The sequence below is a fragment of the Affinundibacterium fentianense genome, assembly GCF_018139545.1.
GTDB lineage: Bacteria > Pseudomonadota > Gammaproteobacteria > Burkholderiales > Burkholderiaceae_D > Undibacterium > Undibacterium fentianense.
On the sequence record NZ_JAGSPJ010000006.1, the window covers coordinates 371,136 to 387,059 of the forward strand.

A 15,924-nucleotide genomic window follows, 5' to 3' on the forward strand; every position below is an offset into this window, starting at 1 on the left:
CCTTACGACCGCGAGGTTGGTAACGTGCGCGCAACAGCGTCTTTTGTTTTTTTGTTGGTGAATGAAGATGTTACTCACAACGCAGTACGATCACATTGGAGATGCCTCTCCAAGCTCCTTGCGGTATGTTAAATTTTGGCGGATTGTGGCGTGTTTTGCAGCGCTGATTCTGTGTCAATTCAGTTCAGCCCAAAAAATCCCAGATACCTTAGAGCAAAGGCTAAAGGCATGCACGGCCTGCCATGGTGCAGAAGGTCGCGCAACGAGCGATGGTTATTACCCTCGCATCGCTGGAAAACCAAGTGGCTATTTATTGAATCAATTACGTCACTTTCGCGATGAGAAACGTAGCTATCCAATGATGACGTATATGCTGAGTCATTTGAACGAGAGCTATTTGAGCGAAATCGCTGACTATTTCTCCAAACTGAATCCTCCCTATGCCGCTCCTCAGCCAACGCCAGCGAGCGTGGCTGAGCTGAAACGCGGTGAGTCTTTGGTGAAATTGGGCGACCGCGTAAAGAAAATTCCTGCCTGTGTCGCTTGTCATGGTGAACTGATGACAGGGCTAGCGCCATTTGTGCCGGGATTGCTTGGTCTGCCTCGCGACTATTTGGTCGCCCAACTGGGTGCGTGGCAGACGGGTAATCGGCACGCATCATCGCCTGATTGTATGCAAAGCATTGCAAGACAACTTGACGCGGGAGATATCGCCGCCGTTTCAGCATGGCTTGCGAATCAAACGATTCCAGTGCAATCCAAAGCCATGACAGCGACCAAAGATCAGCAATTTCCTATGCGTTGCGGGAGCATTCAACCATGATAAGGAAAATAAAATATGTGGTGTCGCGACTTTTTTGGTTGTTGATGCTTGGATTTATTCTGTTGGCTTGGTACGGTTATCAACTTGGCGATTCGTATCAGCATGCGGCACGCACCGAAAGCAATCGTACTTCTGATCATGTGCTTCGATCTGGATCGGGTCAGGCGAAGGGCGCCAACGAACTCAGCGCCGCCAATGCATCACTCACGAAAGAACTACTTGAGCGCGGTGCGTACTTAGTCAAACTCGGCAATTGCCAAGGGTGTCATACCCAACGAGGTGGGGTCGCTTTTGCTGGTGGCCGCCTGATGCAGACTGAGTTTGGGCAATTTGTAACGCCGAATATCACTCCTGATAAAGCCACCGGAATCGGTGATTGGAGTGCCGAGGATTTTTGGAATGCACTGCATAATGGCAAAGCGAAAGGTGGACGCTTGCTATATCCATCCTTCCCTTTTCAGAATTACACCCATATCACGCGTGATGATGCTGATGCGATGTTCGCGTATTTGCAAACTTTGCCATCCGTATCGCAGCGCAATCCCGAACATCGTTTGTCCTTTCCTTATGATCAGCGCTTTGCCCTTGCATGGTGGCGTGCGCTTTACTTTAAGCCTGGCGTACTAACAGTCCAGTCGCAACAAAGTGCGGAATGGAATCGCGGTGCCTATTTGGTCCGTGGCTTGACGCATTGCAGTGCCTGTCATAGTAGTCGCAACAGTTTGGGTGCAAACAATGGAACGAATGATTTTTCTGGGGGCGAAATGTTTGGCAGTCGGTGGTATGCGGCTGCACTGTTGGCGAAGGAGGAGCTCGATTTAGGCAGTCGCGACACGCAGGAAATCGTTAAGTTGTTACACGATGGTGTGAATCAGCAGTCTAGTGTGCAGGGACCGATGGCTGAAGTCGTAAGGGAAAGTCTGCAATATTTACACAAAGAAGATGCCGTCGCGATGGTGAAATACCTACAATCATTGCCACGCCAGATACGTGCTGCTCCTGATATGTTGGATCAAGTCCTAGCACGTCCATCATTCGATGCTTCTCAAATGGAAGTTATGATGATGCGTGGCGAGAAAATTTATCGGCAACACTGCATGGATTGTCATGGGCAACAAGGCGAAGGACAGTCGGGTGTCTATCCCGCTTTGCAAGGAAATCGTTCGCTACAAATGGATAATTTTGGGAACCCCTTACGGGTCATCTTGGCCGGCGGATTTGCGTCAGCAACAAGATCGAATCCACGACCCTATAGTATGCCGCCGTTCGCCCCGTTTTTGGATGATCAAGAGCTTGCACTAGTCCTGACGTATATTCGCAATGCTTGGGGCAATCAGGCCAGTGTCGTGTTTGCATCGGAAGTCAATCCGTATCGTACCGCCAATCTTGATTAACGCTTTCGCTAAACTAAACCGCTCTTGCAACTTGATGAGTGGGGAAAGTATGGAAATTAAGTAAGGTATTCAAGCAATCTTGTATGGCTTGAAAGGATAGAGAGAGCGAGAGCGGGAACTAATTCGACAGAGTACAGACTAAGCTTTAGTAATAGAGCAAGACTATGTTCTATTACAATAGGCTTGTCGTCATCGATTTTTTTCGCAGAAGGAGCTTCCTTATGAACGCTCGTTCATAAGGTATTGATCGAGTTCAGCCTGACTCCCTTCGCAGGACGGTGGTGACAACCAATACAATAAAATACAAGAGTCAAATAAGGGAAAATATGAAATTGAAATTGATGGCAATCGCGATTGCCAGTGTCGTTGGCCTCAGTAGTTTGAGTGCCTTTGCTTTGGTAGCCCCATTTCAGAAGAACACGTCACCAAGCTTGCTTGAGCTTGCTAAGGTCACCACGCAGTTGCCGCGCGGCGTACGCCCACTGCATTACGATGTTGCTTTAATTCCGAATGCTAGCGAGGCGAGTTTTAGCGGCAAAGTGAAAATACATTTGGATGTGTTACAAGCACGCCAAGTCTTAACCTTAAACGCAGTGGATTTGCGTTTCCATAAAGTACGTCTATTGGATGGACAGGGGCGCCTGCTACGTGACAACCCAAAGATCACCCTCCATCCTGAATCACAGACAGCCAGTTTCGATTTTTCCCAACAGCTGAAAACCGGTCGATATCAACTTGAGCTCGAATACGAAGGTGTGATTGGTACCCAAGCGGTCGGATTGTTCTCATTGGATTACGATAGCCCTAGTGGAAAACAGCGCGCCTTGTATACCCAGTTTGAAAATTCGGATGCACGTCGTGTCATTCCTTCTTGGGATGAGCCAATGTTCAAGTCAACTTTCAATTTGGAAGTGACAGTTCCTAGCGTACAGCTCGCAGTCAGTAATATGCCTGTTCTTTCGAAGACAGCGTTAGGTGATGGAAAAACGCGGGTGAAATTTGCGACTTCACCGAAGATGTCGACGTATTTATTGTTTCTCAGTGTCGGTGATTTTGAACGGGCTACCGTTGAATCGGAGGGGACGGAAATTGGTGTGATCGCCAAACGTGGAAGCCTGGACCAAGCACGCTATGTATTGGAAGAATCTAAAGGGATATTGCGCGAGTTTAATGACTACTTTGGTGTGCGCTATCCTTTGCCGAAGTTGGATAATATTGCTGCACCTGGTAGTAGTCAGTTTTTTAGCGCAATGGAAAATTGGGGTGCGATATTTACATTTGAAAGTTCAATCTTGCTTGACCCTGCTTTTTCGACCCACGCAAACAAAGAATTAGCGTTTGTGACAGCTGCGCATGAAACTGCGCATCAATGGTTCGGTAACTTGGTCACGATGCAATGGTGGGATGATTTGTGGTTGAACGAAGGCTTTGCTTCATGGATGGAGAATCGCACGATGATGCGTCTTCATCCTGAATGGTTGCCTGAGTTTAATGCTATCTCAGTACGTGAACAGGCGATTGGGCGTGATGCCTTAGCGACGACACATGCTGTCGTACAAAAGATCACAACAGTTGATCAGGCGAGCCAAGCTTTTGATACGATTACTTATCAAAAAGGTGAAGCTGTCATTCGTATGTTGGAAAATTACGTGGGAGCCGACGCGTGGCGTACCGCAGTACGCGGGTATATGAAAAAACATGCGTATGCCAATACGCAGTCTCGTGATTTGTGGCAACAAGTCGAAAAAGCTGCCAAGAAACCAATCATCGCCATTGCGAAAGACTTTACGGAACAACCAGGCGTTCCTTTGATCTACGTCGAGAACGTCGTCTGCCAAAATGGCAAGGCGATTGTGAGCTTGCGTCAAAGTGAGTTTTCCAAAGATTTGCCAAACAAAAAGCCCTTGCACTGGCGTGTGCCAGTTGTTGCACAAATTGCGGGAACAAAAGTTGAGGGAAGAACTTTGGTTGTGAACGGCCAAGCAAAATTGGTTTTGCCAGAGTGTGGCGTGGTCGTTGTGAATGCAGGACAAATGGGATATTACCGAACCCAGTACGCGCCACCGGTATTCGCGCAACTGGTACAACATTTCTCAGAGGTGTCGGCAATTGATCAGGTGGGTATCTTGACCGATAGTTGGGCTCTAGGATTGGCGGGTCAAGAAAATATCGCCAATTATTTAGATCTTGCAAAAGCGACTCCGGCCAATGCAAGTAGCCATGTGTGGGGCAATATCGCCGGCGTTTTTTCGACGATAGATGGGTATTTGAAAGGAGATGAGGCACGCGAGAAAGCATTCAAGCAATTCGCATTTCAACGCCTGACTCCGCTCTTGCAGGCAATGGGCTGGGATGCCAAAACTGGCGAGGCGGAATATATGGCTAACCTTCGTTCCAATTTAATTGGTGTCCTGGGTAAGCTCGGTGAACCTAGCGTCTTAGCGGAAGTGAAGCGTCGCTTTGATCAGATGCAACTCGATCCGAATGCAGTCCCAGCAGCGCTGCGTTTGCTCATACTCAGTATCGTTGCAGAAAACGCGGATCAGGCAACATGGGATCTCTTGCATGCGCAAGCAAAAAACGAATCGTCTTCTTTGGTTCGTCAAAGTTATTATGAGTTATTAGCTTCCAGCAATGATCCTCTGTTAGCGCAACGTGCCTTGGATTTGGCATTGACAGACGAACCCGGTTTGACGATTAGTGCGGGAATGATACGTTTGGTGGCGGGAGGACATCCTGATTTAGCCTTCGATTTTGCCTTAAGTCATATCGACAAGATCAATGAGAGAGTAGATGCGACTTCACGCAGTCGTTATTTTCCCTTGCTTGCAGCAGAATCGACAGATCCCAAAATGATCGAAAAATTAGAGTCTTTTGCGAAAACCCATCTTGATGTGAGTGCGCGCAGAGAAGTTGATACGGTTATTGCAGGAATACAATATAAAATGAAAGTCAAACAGGAACGATTGCCGGCGTTGAAAGCCTGGTTGGATGCACAATGAAGCTAATGCCTTTTTCATGATCTTTACCAAAACCGCTGCAAATTCTTGCAGCGGTTTTTTTTATATTCGTGCTCGTGTCAATCGTGGATCTTGCGCTTTCATCCTAAGGTAAGCAATGCCGCATTGGCGGTGGAGTTTGCGAGCCAAATGTCCAGTAAATTCAGTTAGTCTAAAGTTTGACGATAGCGTTTCAGCGCCACGAATCCGGCGACGGCGAGAAATGCGACCATCGGCCAGAGTTCTTGACTTAGCTCGGCGATAGAATTCCCCTTCAAGAGAATGCCCCGCACAATACGTAAAAAATGCGTCAGTGGCAGAACTTCACCAATGGTTTGCGCCCATTCTGGCATTGCTCGGAAAGGAAACATAAAACCAGACAAGAGAATCGACGGTAAGAAGAAGAAAAAGGTCATCTGCATTGCTTGCAGCTGATTTTTGGCAATCGTGGAAAATGTAAATCCAACGGCGAGATTGGCCATGATGAAGATACCAATTAGCGACAATAGTAGTGACAAGCTTCCCATCATCGGTACATCGAAAATAATCAAGGCCGCGCTCATAATCACACTGAGTTGTATGTAGCCAATGACAACATAGGGCAAAATTTTTCCCACCATGACTTCCGCAGGACGAACCGGTGTGGCCAACAGATTTTCCATGGTGCCGCGTTCACGCTCCCGTGTCATGGCGAGTGAGGTAAGCATGACCATTGTCATTGTCAATATTGTCCCGATGAGGCCAGGCACAATATTGTAGCGAGACAAACCTTCGGGGTTATATCGTTTATGTATGCGTATGTCGTAAGCTTGTGGCATGCTTTGTAGACGCTGGAATGGGCCGACCAGGTCGTTCTTTAGGGCGAGCGGAGCGATGGCGTTGAGTGCTGCAATCGCGTTGCCTGACGCGGAAGGATCCGTTGCATCTGCCGAAATCAGTAGGCTAGGTTTTTCACCGCGCACGACTTTTTCGGTAAAGCGCGGTGGAATGATGACGATAAATTGGACTTTGCCCTGTTCAATCAAATCCTCCGCTTCGCTTTCGCTTTTAAGATTAAAATCCATCCGAAAGTAACCCGTATTCTGCAACGCAGCGGTGAAGCTGCGGGCAAAAGGACCATGGTCTAAATTCACGAGTGCGGTTGGTAAGCCTTTGGGATCGGTATTAATCGCATAACCAAACATGATCAATTGCATGATGGGTATCCCAACAGCCATCGCAAAAGTTAAGCGATCCCGCATCATTTGTTGAAATTCCTTGATGAATACGGCGAGGCAGCGTTTCCATGAAAAGCGCACAAGCGTTGCGAAGTGGGTCATGGTCAACGTCCTCGCTCTTGCTGATATTGAGAGTGCAGTTGAAAGTTGTCCGGCGCTTGCGCAATCATGCTGATAAACACGTCTTCTAAATTGGCACGACTTGCCGCAATCTTCAAGGGATGGCGTTGGCGAACACCTTCCAGAGCCGCCATGACCAAATCTTGGTCGAGTCCTGCGACATGGACCGCATTACCAAAGGCAGCCACGCTTAACACACCTTCAGAATGTTTTAGTGGCTCTAAAATTTTTCCCAGATCATCACCTTCTACTGTCCATACTTTGAGCTGTGAATGATCGATGATTTGTGCTTCGGTGCCGCGCGCTAAGATTTTTCCATAAGCAATGTAAACCAATTCGTGACAACGTTCTGCTTCATCCATGTAATGGGTCGACACCAAGACGGTAATGCCTTCTGTCGCAAGTTGGTGAATTTGATCCCAAAAATCACGACGTGCTTTTGGGTCGACCCCTGCGGTGGGTTCATCGAGTAGCAATAGACGCGGCGTATGAATCAAGCACGCAGCCAAAGCTAAACGCTGTTTCCATCCACCAGATAATGCGCCTGCCAATTGTGAGGCTCGTGCAGTTAAGCCTAGGCGTTCGAGTGACGCATCCACTGCGTCTTTACGATGTGGGAGTTCAAACAATCGCGCGACAAAGTCTAAATTCTGGCGTATTGATAGATCTTCATACAAACCAAATTTTTGGGTCATGTAGCCAACTTGGCGTTTGATACTGGCGGCATCTTTGAAGATGTCGAGGCCTAGGCAAGTACCGCTGCCCGCATCGGGTGTTAGCAATCCGCAAAGCATGCGTATGGTCGTCGTTTTTCCGCTTCCATTGGGACCGAGGAAGCCACAAATTCTTCCTTGCTCTACTTGAATATCCACTTGATCAACCACAGCGCGACCACCGTAGGATTTGCTGAGCCCGTTGACGTCAATCGCTAAGCCGTTCACGATTTTTTCTCCGATAGTGCGGATGGTAGGAGTGCCGTCTTATTGCGTTTTACTTCAATCGGCTGACCAGGATGGAGTTGTTTAGCGACGGCTGGATCGGGTCGTGCTTCGACCAAAAACATCAGCTTGGCGCGCTGGGCGTTGGAATAAATGACCGGCGGCGTGTACTCAGCTTGGTTGGCGATTCGGGTCACCGTCGCAGTAATCGGTGTGCCACAGCCGTCACAATGTATGCTGACAGCATCGCCCGCATGTACCGTGGCTAATTCTGCCTCAGGTACATAAAAGCGTAACTTGACATGGCCCGGCGGCAATAGCGCTAAGACAGCTTGCCCCGCGCTGACGACTTCGCCCGCTCGGAAATACACATCGCTGATTAAGCCGGCTTGCGGTGCCATTTCGGTCTTTTGCTTAGCACGCCAATTGGTCTGGCGCAGTACTTGTTCTGCCGCAACTGCATTGGCACCTGCGGCTGTTCGCTCATCAATGCGAGCAGGCAAACTCGCGACGGCTAATGCGGCTTTCAATTCATTTACGCGGGCTTGGGTAAGTTTCACATTGGTCGTAGCATCTTCGATTTTGGCTTTTGAGATAAAGCCTTGTGCGAGCAATTGTTGTTGTCGCTGTAGTTCATTTTGCGCCAGGCTGGCTTGCGCTTCGGCACTCACTAGTTGTGCACGCGTTACGGCGATCTCCTCGGTGCGTTTGCCTTTTTCCGTATTGGAAGACAGCGCCCGCGCCGCCTTTGCACGCGCATTGGCTTCCTCAATATTGGCAGTTTCTGCTTCTTTGTCTAGGCTAAATAAAGGCGCGTTTTGCGCGACTTCTTGACCTGCGAGGACGTTCAATGTTTCGATGCGACCGCCGAGTGGCGAGGAGATATAAAGATATTCGCCCTCGACATAGCCCACCCATGATTTGCTCGGCGATGGGGTGCAGGCGCTTAGGGTAAAGAAAACAGCCGACAAAGCAAACACAATAATTGTCTTACGCATGATGCTTTTCTCCACATGGTAGGGATGTCTTAGGAATGGTCAGAGCAAACAAGGCACGTTCAACACGCTCGACAATCGCATCATCGCTGAGCACCGTTTCTTGCATTTGTTCATGAAAAAATTGTGGCGCAAAGCCCATTTGCATCACACGTGGTGCAATCACCATGGGTGCCGCAATCGAACCCATGAGAAAAGTAAAGGCTTGCATCGGTGCGATATCAGCCAATACTTGCTCTTGCTTCGCTTGAAAAATCAGCGAAATGATCAGCTGCATATGCCTTGAGCCATTTTTCCTCATGAAGTCTTGGGCGACTTGATCACCACGGGCCGCGTCGGCCCATACACGACCGAGCCAACCTCCATGTTCACGTAATAAACCTGCGAGGCGCAGCATGGTGTGCTTGAGTTTTTCTAGTGTAGATCTTGGCTGTTCCGTTTCCGCTTGCAATTGCTTGAACAAGTCTTCGTACATCGATTGCAGCAAAATCGCAAGGAAATTGTCTTTGGTCCGAAAGTGATAGTGAAACATCCCCATATTCACTTTGGCATGTTCCGTCAGTGCCCGCAGCGATAGGTCATAGCAGCCGCAGAGCGGAAATAGCTCGCGCCCGCTTTGTAGTAAAACTTGGTCAATATTTTGCGAAGGGCGCGCCATGATTCGGCAATCTCTCAATTATTAGGTGTTTGACTAATAATTGAGAGTGTCGAATTTTTGGGCAGTTCTGTCAAGCTCCTTTTGCGGGTGCTTGGATGCGTAAAATCTCAATGGAATTGCTAGAACATGGAATCAAAGTATGCAATCAAAGCGCCAATTCAAAGCATTGAAGCTTAATTGCATGCCAAACTTCCTTCGTGAAGATTTAATTTCGGCTCATGATTAATTTCGGCTCATGACTTGTCGCCTTGTGATCAAGCTTGCCCACTCAGATCGATAGCGACTTAAGATAGAAACCCGTTTAATTGACGGATATCAATTGGACGTCCAAACAAATATCCTTGGAAATGGACGCATCCTTTATTGCGCAATAATTCGAGTTGCAACTCATTTTCTACACCTTCTGCAATGACATCAACACCCAAATTGTTAGCCATCGCCACAATGGTCCTGACGATAGTGCGATCGCTTTGATCATGTTCTAAATCTTGTATAAACGAATGATCGATTTTGAGTTGATCGATGGGGAGTCGTTTAAGATACTGCAAGGAGGAATAGCCCACACCAAAATCATCTAGAGCGAAGCGCACACCCGCTGCATTCAATTGATTCATGCTATGAACGATCGCGTCAATCTCTCCCAATAACACGCCTTCGGTGATCTCTAAACGGAGGAGATGGGCAGGAACCGAATACTGCGCGATTCGCGCTAAGACCTGCTGGGCGAAATCTGCCTGCTGTAACTGCTTTCCGCTGATATTCACCGACAGGCTCAATTGCGCCGTCTTGTTCGAGGCTTGCCATGCCTTGAGTTGTTGGCATGCTTGCTCCAAAACCCATAAGCCAATGGGAATAATTGCACCATTTTCCTCGGCGAGTGGGATGAAGTCGCTTGGGAGGAGCAAGCCGAGTTCTGGATGCTGCCAGCGAATTAAAGCCTCAACTCCGATGGGTTGCCGCCAGTGATCAACCTGAATTTGAAAATGTAGTAAAAACTCTTGTTTCTGAAGAGCGTCGCGCAATTCAAATTCCAAGGTTCGACGTTCAATGAAATGGGGTAGGGCGTCGGGATCAAAAAAACTCACTTGATTTCGCCCTAGTTTTTTGGATTGGTACATGGCTAAATCGGCGCGTTTTAAGATTGTATCTGCCGAGATTTCGCTACCTTGGAACAAGGCGATGCCCATACTCGGCGTACAGATATGCTCGTGTGTAGCCAATTGATACTTCATATTGAGCGCGTCGAGTATTTTTTTACCAACCACGTTTGCCTGTAATTTCGCTTGCTCATAGTCGGATTGCAATTGCTCGAGCATGACGATGAATTCGTCGCCTCCTAATCGTGCGACGGTGTCACACTCCCGAACACATGCTTGTAAGCGTTCTGCAACCTGGGTTAATAAAATATCGCCTACATCGTGACCAAGTGTATCGTTGAGCAGTTTGAATTTATCAAGATCGATAAATAAGATCGCACCGAATTGCGCATTTCTATCGCTCGCGAGCATCGTATGCTGAAGTCTATCCATGAGCATGCGTCGGTTCGGTAGGCGTGTTAGCGAGTCATGGTAGGCGAGATAAACAAGTTGCTTTTCAGAGGCGCGAATCGCGGTCAGGTCAGCAATGGTATGAACAAATTGGATGAGCTTTCCTTGTTCGTCGCGTACCGCGCAAATTTGTTGAAGTGTATTGAATACGCGCCCGTCGCGACATTGGCAAAGCGCCTCACTTGACCAAGCCCCCTCAATCGTTGCTGCGATGTTGGCATAACTAGGTTGGTCTTGCTGCGGAATGAGTAAAAAGTCTGCGGGATGTTGCCCTAATACCTCGTCCTCATTGAAACCTGTCATGCGTGTGAACGCAGGATTCGTTGAGATCAATTGGCCATGTGCGTCGAGGATCATGATGCCTTCTGCCACCGCACTGTAGACGACACTAGATTGAAGCAGTTGTTGTTCTACTTGCTTTTCTTGGGTGATGTCACGGACCGCGCCGAGTACATATACATGACCATCACTCCTCTCACGTAGATTGCCATATAACTCAAGCCAACAATAGTCGCCATTGGCTTGTAGATAGCGAAACGCGAAATTAAAAAATCCTGTGATAGAAAGCATTTTACGAACTTGCGCGTGATCGTCAGGATGAATCCTTTGCAACAGGGTTTGAAGACTATTTGTGTAGGGTTGTAATTGCGTGCCAAACAAAGCCTGGAAATGCGGATCCCCCGTCAATTGTTGATCTTCCGAGTTCCATTCCCAAATACTCAAATCAGCAGCTTCGACCACTAATGCTAGTCTTTCCTCAGATCGAGCTAATGCTTTTTCTACATTGTGGCGAGCGCGTGCAATCTGCAATGCAGCGTGCAATTCCTTTTTTTGATAGGGCTTCATTATGTAACCAAAAGGATGACACGCGGCAGCGCGATTAATGGTCTTTTCATCGACATAGGCTGTTAGAAAAATGACCGGTGTTCGCCATGATTGGTAGATCACATCACAAGCATCAATACCGTCTATGTCACCTTGCAGATTGATATCCATCATGACGAGACTAGGCTGCTCGCGTACCACAGCCTCGAGCGCAGTTTCAAAGCTATGGCTAATTGCAAGCACCTTGTGCCCCATCTCTTCTAGCGTTTGTTGTAGATCCAATGCCACGACGGGCTCATCTTCTACAATTAGGATACGCTCGACTTGCATAGAGAACTCCTGTTCTTGTTAGGGCACCAGCTTGAATACGATAAGGAAATCATCTTAGCTTGGTCTTCAACACGGAATAGAAATAAGAAAACTTGCCCCGTTTTGATCGCTGTGGGTTTCGAGGTGGGCACGCAATTGTTGTACAAATAAAGGGATGAGTTGTGCGCCGAGACTTTGACGGCCACCCCAAGCAAAACTCGTAGGAAGACCGCAGCCATTGTCACTGATTTGAAGCGCGATTAACTTGGGACTTTGTTGATCGTCGATTGCACTAAGGCGCACCTGAATTCTGCCAGACTGTCTATCTTTAAATGCGTGTTTGAACGCATTTAAAATGAGTTCTGATACGATGAGTCCGCAAGGAATCGCACGTTGCACGTCGAGCGACACCGCACCGACCTCACATTCAAAGTGGATATCGATGTCTCCTTGGAGATCTTGATAACTCGTTTTATTTAAAGCGATGAGTTGCTGCAAATAGTCGACGATATCGACATTCGATAGATTGTCAGATTCATAGAGTAATTGATGAACCAATGCCATAGAGCGAATTCGAATCTGACATTCATTGATTGCTTTCGCGGCGTCATCTGACACTTTGCGCGCTTGCATATTTAAGAGACTTGAAACGATTTGCAAGTTGTTTTTAACGCGATGATGGACTTCGTGCAAAAGCGCCGTTTTTTCTTGGAGTGAGCGTTGAATTTGCGATCGTTGTTGGTTCTGAAGGCGGATGTCCCGCGCAAGCTTGCAAGCACCGACGATCTTTCCGTGTCTATCCCTTAACGGTGAGATGGTGACCGACACTTCGATTGGGTAGCCGTCTTTATGAATTCTGACGGTCTCGAAAGGCGAGACATGTTCACCTTGACCGATTTGGTGCAGGATTCGTCGTTCTTCGTCGATTTTATCAGGCGGAAAAATCAGGCTAATTTTTTGCCCTAAGGCTTCGTGAGAAGTGTATCCGAGCAAGCGTTCTGCTGCGGGATTCCATGCCGTGATTATCCCTTCGAGATTTTTAGAAATGATGGCTTCGTCTGAGGAATCTACTATCGAATGAAAACGTGCTTCAGAAATCGCTAAAGCCTCAGCATCATGATGACGTTGTGAAATGTCATTGCCAGACGGGATTAAATGGGTGATATTCCCAAGGCTATCGCGCAGGGGAGCCATCATAAAATCGATCCACATTAATTGACCATCGCGCATGCGAACCTGCATGTCAAAACGAGAAATATGGCCGAGCAAAGCAAGTTCAACGCATTCTCTCATTTTGTCTTGCAAATGCGGGTCGTGCGCAAACCAATAGGTCTCCCACACTTTCTTGCCGCGAACATCCTCAATGGTGATGCCCGCAGCTTCTAATGGCGCTTTATTCGCATGACTGACCGTGCCGTCTAATTCAAGGACGCCAACGAAGGTGAATAGATTGTCTAAGACATTGAGTAGGCGTTGCTCGCTCTCTTTGAGCAAACTTTCGGAAAATTGATCGACTTGCGAATCAAGAATAATGCCGAAGACGCCGAGTACTTCCCCCTGTTTATTTTTCCATGGGTAATAGTGCGCTAAGCGATGAATTGCTTGACCATGGATAGTCTGATTGCGTGATTGAATTTCCTGATTAAGAAGGGGAATGCCATGGTCAATGACAAATTGTAATTTGGGTTCAATAATGTGGGCGATTTCGGGCAAATAGTCGCGCGGTTTTTTGCCTATTTGATCGGCTGTATCCATGCGGTTGTTTTGCGCATGCCTTTGGTTGATAAAGCGGAGGCGCAAATCGGCATCCAAAATGACCACACCAATGGGGACGTGATCAAGGATCAAGGCAAACAGCGCTGCCATTTCCTCAAACGATGTATGTTGCATCTTCGTTCCCCCTGACATCTGTTGAACCGATCAAATGAAATCTGCTCTAGCGGCGTGATCCAATTGGGTCGAATTTTCGATCAAGTTTTGAGGATACTACTCCAGTTTAAGTTTCCTTGTGGAATTGAATTGATTTTGGATGTGCTCCTGTTTGGGGACAAATAAATCGGGTGTAAGATTGCTAATCTTTACACGTAAAATTCTCTATTTCCCTTTATAAGTTAGCTATAAAGTTAGCTATAAAGTTAGTTATAAATCATCGATAAAATCATGTCACTTTGAAGATGCTTGAGCGAAATTTAGCGATTAAGCAATCTTGGTCAATCGCCTAGCGCTGTGCAGAAACCATTAAGATCCAAACACTGAGTGACGGAGATACTTTCTCATACCACGAATGCGGAAGGCATAAATTGAACAATCTTGTTCAGCGCGTGCAATTGGAATGCGCTCAGGGTTCTAATGTCGGCAGATAATCGACATACGCATCAAAAATCCATCCTTGCATGTCGATGTACTCTTCTCTAGAACGCAGCGGAATGAAATTGACCTTCACTTTGATCCAACGCCCTTCGCGCGTTGCCATGGTTTCGCAGGAGCGATTGCTGTCGATGACTTCAAACGTCGTACCAAACGATAGCGTTTCGATTTTGTTGCTATTGGCATTGGCTTCGCTACGCAGTTGTACTTTGTCGGCGATCAATACCGCATAAGGCTTGATGTTGGCGTTACAACTTAGTACTTTGTTTGGCGTTCTACATTGACCACTCTTGTAATAGTCAAAGAGGTCAGCGAGGGCTCTGAGGTTTTTTATCTGTGTTTCATTTCCCTTTGGTGGAAAGGCCACGCCCAAGCAAGATTTGCCTGGTATGCATTCGGGAATACTGACACCAGTTTGCGGGCTAGCAATTGAGCCGCCTTCATATTCACAGCGATGTTGGATAGGGTCTTTTTCTGATTTGGATAGAGGCGCGTCGATGATCGCGCTACACCACGTATAGCTGTATGCTCTACGGACGATGCTGATGATCGAGCGGTCATAGATTTCCATTTTGGTGGTCTTCCGAAAATCGGCACCGGATTCGCACAAGTTTTTTACCGTAGCGAATTGTGCATTTGCTGTCGCGTAGGCGAGTGGAGTGACGCCGGAAGCATTTGGGCTATCAAGTGGATAGCCTTCATTCGCCAAGAAATCGAAAGTGGCTTTGTCCGCGCCACTTTCTGCGGCGACATCGATCAGGCTGCAATACCGATTTTGACGACAGCGTTCCAGCCATTTTGCTGTTTTGAAGGCGTTCAACATCGACAGTCTTTGTGCAGCATCTTTGCTTAGCAGGGCTTCACTCATCAGATAGTTTTCGACGATGCCACGCCATTCCTTGCCGACCTTGGCCGCTAGGTAAACATTGGATTTGCTAAGATCGGTATCACCTGGTCGGCTTGCTGTGATGAGATTCAAGTAATCGTCAAACCATGTCGATTGTTTTGCGCCTTTTTTACATAAACCCGCTTTGATAAAGCTGGTGGTGATCACCTCCGCTGCACGCGCTCGTGCATGTAGCAAAGCGTAGCCTTGATCTTGACTAGCCGAATTTAATCTCTCGCTGAGTCTTTCAATCACTGAAGCCACCATCACCTTGTTTCCTTCGTGTTGATAGCTGGTACTTAAGAGCGGATTGACGCCATTTTCACAATGCAATTTGACCACAGCAAAGCTATTGGCAACCGTGCTGTCTTGCGGCAAATTGAGTACGGCCGCAGCTTCGAGCGATTCCGCGTCAGATTTAAAACCTTTGCTTAGTAGCCATTCCACCATCTGCGGTCTAGCTTGGTTCATGCTAGCCCACTGAATCGGTTTGCAATCGCGTAGTTTTTGACAGGCTTTTATCCAACCAAGGCTATCAAGATACTGCGTCAACGCCACATTGCCAGAAGACGCAGCAAAATTCAAAGCCAAACTCAGCTGATCACCGCTGTATTTTTCTTTAGACAAGATGCGTTTGACTGCAGCTAAATCACCATTGATAAAAAACTGCCCATCGGTTTCTTCCCAAGTTGCACTCTGCGCCGACAGGTTAGTGATAACGAGGGCGATACAAGAGAAGGATAGAAAAAGCGACTTGATGAACGGCTTCATAAGACGAACTCGTAAAGAAGATGACAGATGCTAGCTTGGGTGTGGGGAATTGGCAATGCTAGCGAGTGGGTGAGT

10 protein-coding genes are annotated in these 15,924 nt (G+C 47.5%); 3 read left to right on the forward strand and 7 right to left on the reverse strand.

Annotation, left to right across the window (positions count from 1 at the left end; genetic code table 11):
* Positions 1-67 precede the first annotated feature (67 nt).
* The 3 genes from KDM90_RS15300 (at position 68) to KDM90_RS15310 (ending at position 5,219) form a co-directional block, all read left to right on the forward strand.
* The gene (locus tag KDM90_RS15300; RefSeq protein ID WP_212676483.1) at positions 68-823 is read left to right on the forward strand and encodes a c-type cytochrome; all 756 of its coding nucleotides are present in this window, start codon (positions 68-70) and stop codon (positions 821-823) included.
* Entirely contained in the window at positions 820-2,217 is a 1,398-nt protein-coding gene (locus tag KDM90_RS15305) for a cytochrome c (protein WP_212676484.1), read from the forward strand. Before KDM90_RS15300 ends, KDM90_RS15305 begins: the two co-directional genes overlap by 4 nt.
* 326 nt (positions 2,218-2,543) lie before the next feature.
* The gene (locus tag KDM90_RS15310) at positions 2,544-5,219 is read left to right on the forward strand and encodes a M1 family metallopeptidase (protein ID WP_212676485.1); all 2,676 of its coding nucleotides are present in this window, start codon (positions 2,544-2,546) and stop codon (positions 5,217-5,219) included.
* 164 nt (positions 5,220-5,383) lie between these two features.
* On the opposite strand, the gene KDM90_RS15315 is transcribed toward KDM90_RS15310, so the two are convergent.
* The 7 genes from KDM90_RS15315 to KDM90_RS15345 all read right to left on the reverse strand — a co-directional run bounded on the left by KDM90_RS15315 (position 5,384) and on the right by KDM90_RS15345 (position 15,849).
* Positions 5,384-6,535 (reverse strand): ABC transporter permease, encoded by a 1,152-nt coding sequence (locus tag KDM90_RS15315; RefSeq protein ID WP_212676486.1) that lies wholly within the window; start codon positions 6,533-6,535, stop codon positions 5,384-5,386.
* A 2-nt stretch (positions 6,536-6,537) separates the two neighbouring features.
* On the reverse strand, positions 6,538-7,494 hold the full coding sequence (locus KDM90_RS15320) for an ABC transporter ATP-binding protein (RefSeq protein ID WP_212676487.1): 957 nt from the start codon (positions 7,492-7,494) through the stop codon (positions 6,538-6,540).
* On the reverse strand, positions 7,491-8,489 hold the full coding sequence (locus KDM90_RS15325; RefSeq protein ID WP_212676488.1) for an HlyD family secretion protein: 999 nt from the start codon (positions 8,487-8,489) through the stop codon (positions 7,491-7,493). The genes KDM90_RS15320 and KDM90_RS15325 overlap by 4 nt, the downstream gene beginning before the upstream one ends.
* A complete protein-coding gene (locus KDM90_RS15330; RefSeq protein WP_212676489.1) occupies positions 8,482-9,144 on the reverse strand; it encodes a TetR/AcrR family transcriptional regulator in 663 nt (220 codons plus the stop codon). The genes KDM90_RS15325 and KDM90_RS15330 overlap by 8 nt, the downstream gene beginning before the upstream one ends.
* Before the next feature lie 284 nt (positions 9,145-9,428).
* Positions 9,429-11,846 (reverse strand): two-component system response regulator, encoded by a 2,418-nt coding sequence (locus KDM90_RS15335; RefSeq protein ID WP_212676490.1) that lies wholly within the window; start codon positions 11,844-11,846, stop codon positions 9,429-9,431.
* Between the two features lie 66 nt (positions 11,847-11,912).
* Positions 11,913-13,715: a PAS domain S-box protein gene (locus KDM90_RS15340; RefSeq protein WP_212676491.1), complete on the reverse strand. Its 1,803-nt coding sequence runs from the start codon at positions 13,713-13,715 to the stop codon at positions 11,913-11,915.
* Between the two features lie 448 nt (positions 13,716-14,163).
* Entirely contained in the window at positions 14,164-15,849 is a 1,686-nt protein-coding gene (locus KDM90_RS15345) for an SH3 domain-containing protein (protein ID WP_212676492.1), read from the reverse strand.
* Positions 15,850-15,924: the final 75 nt, after the last annotated feature.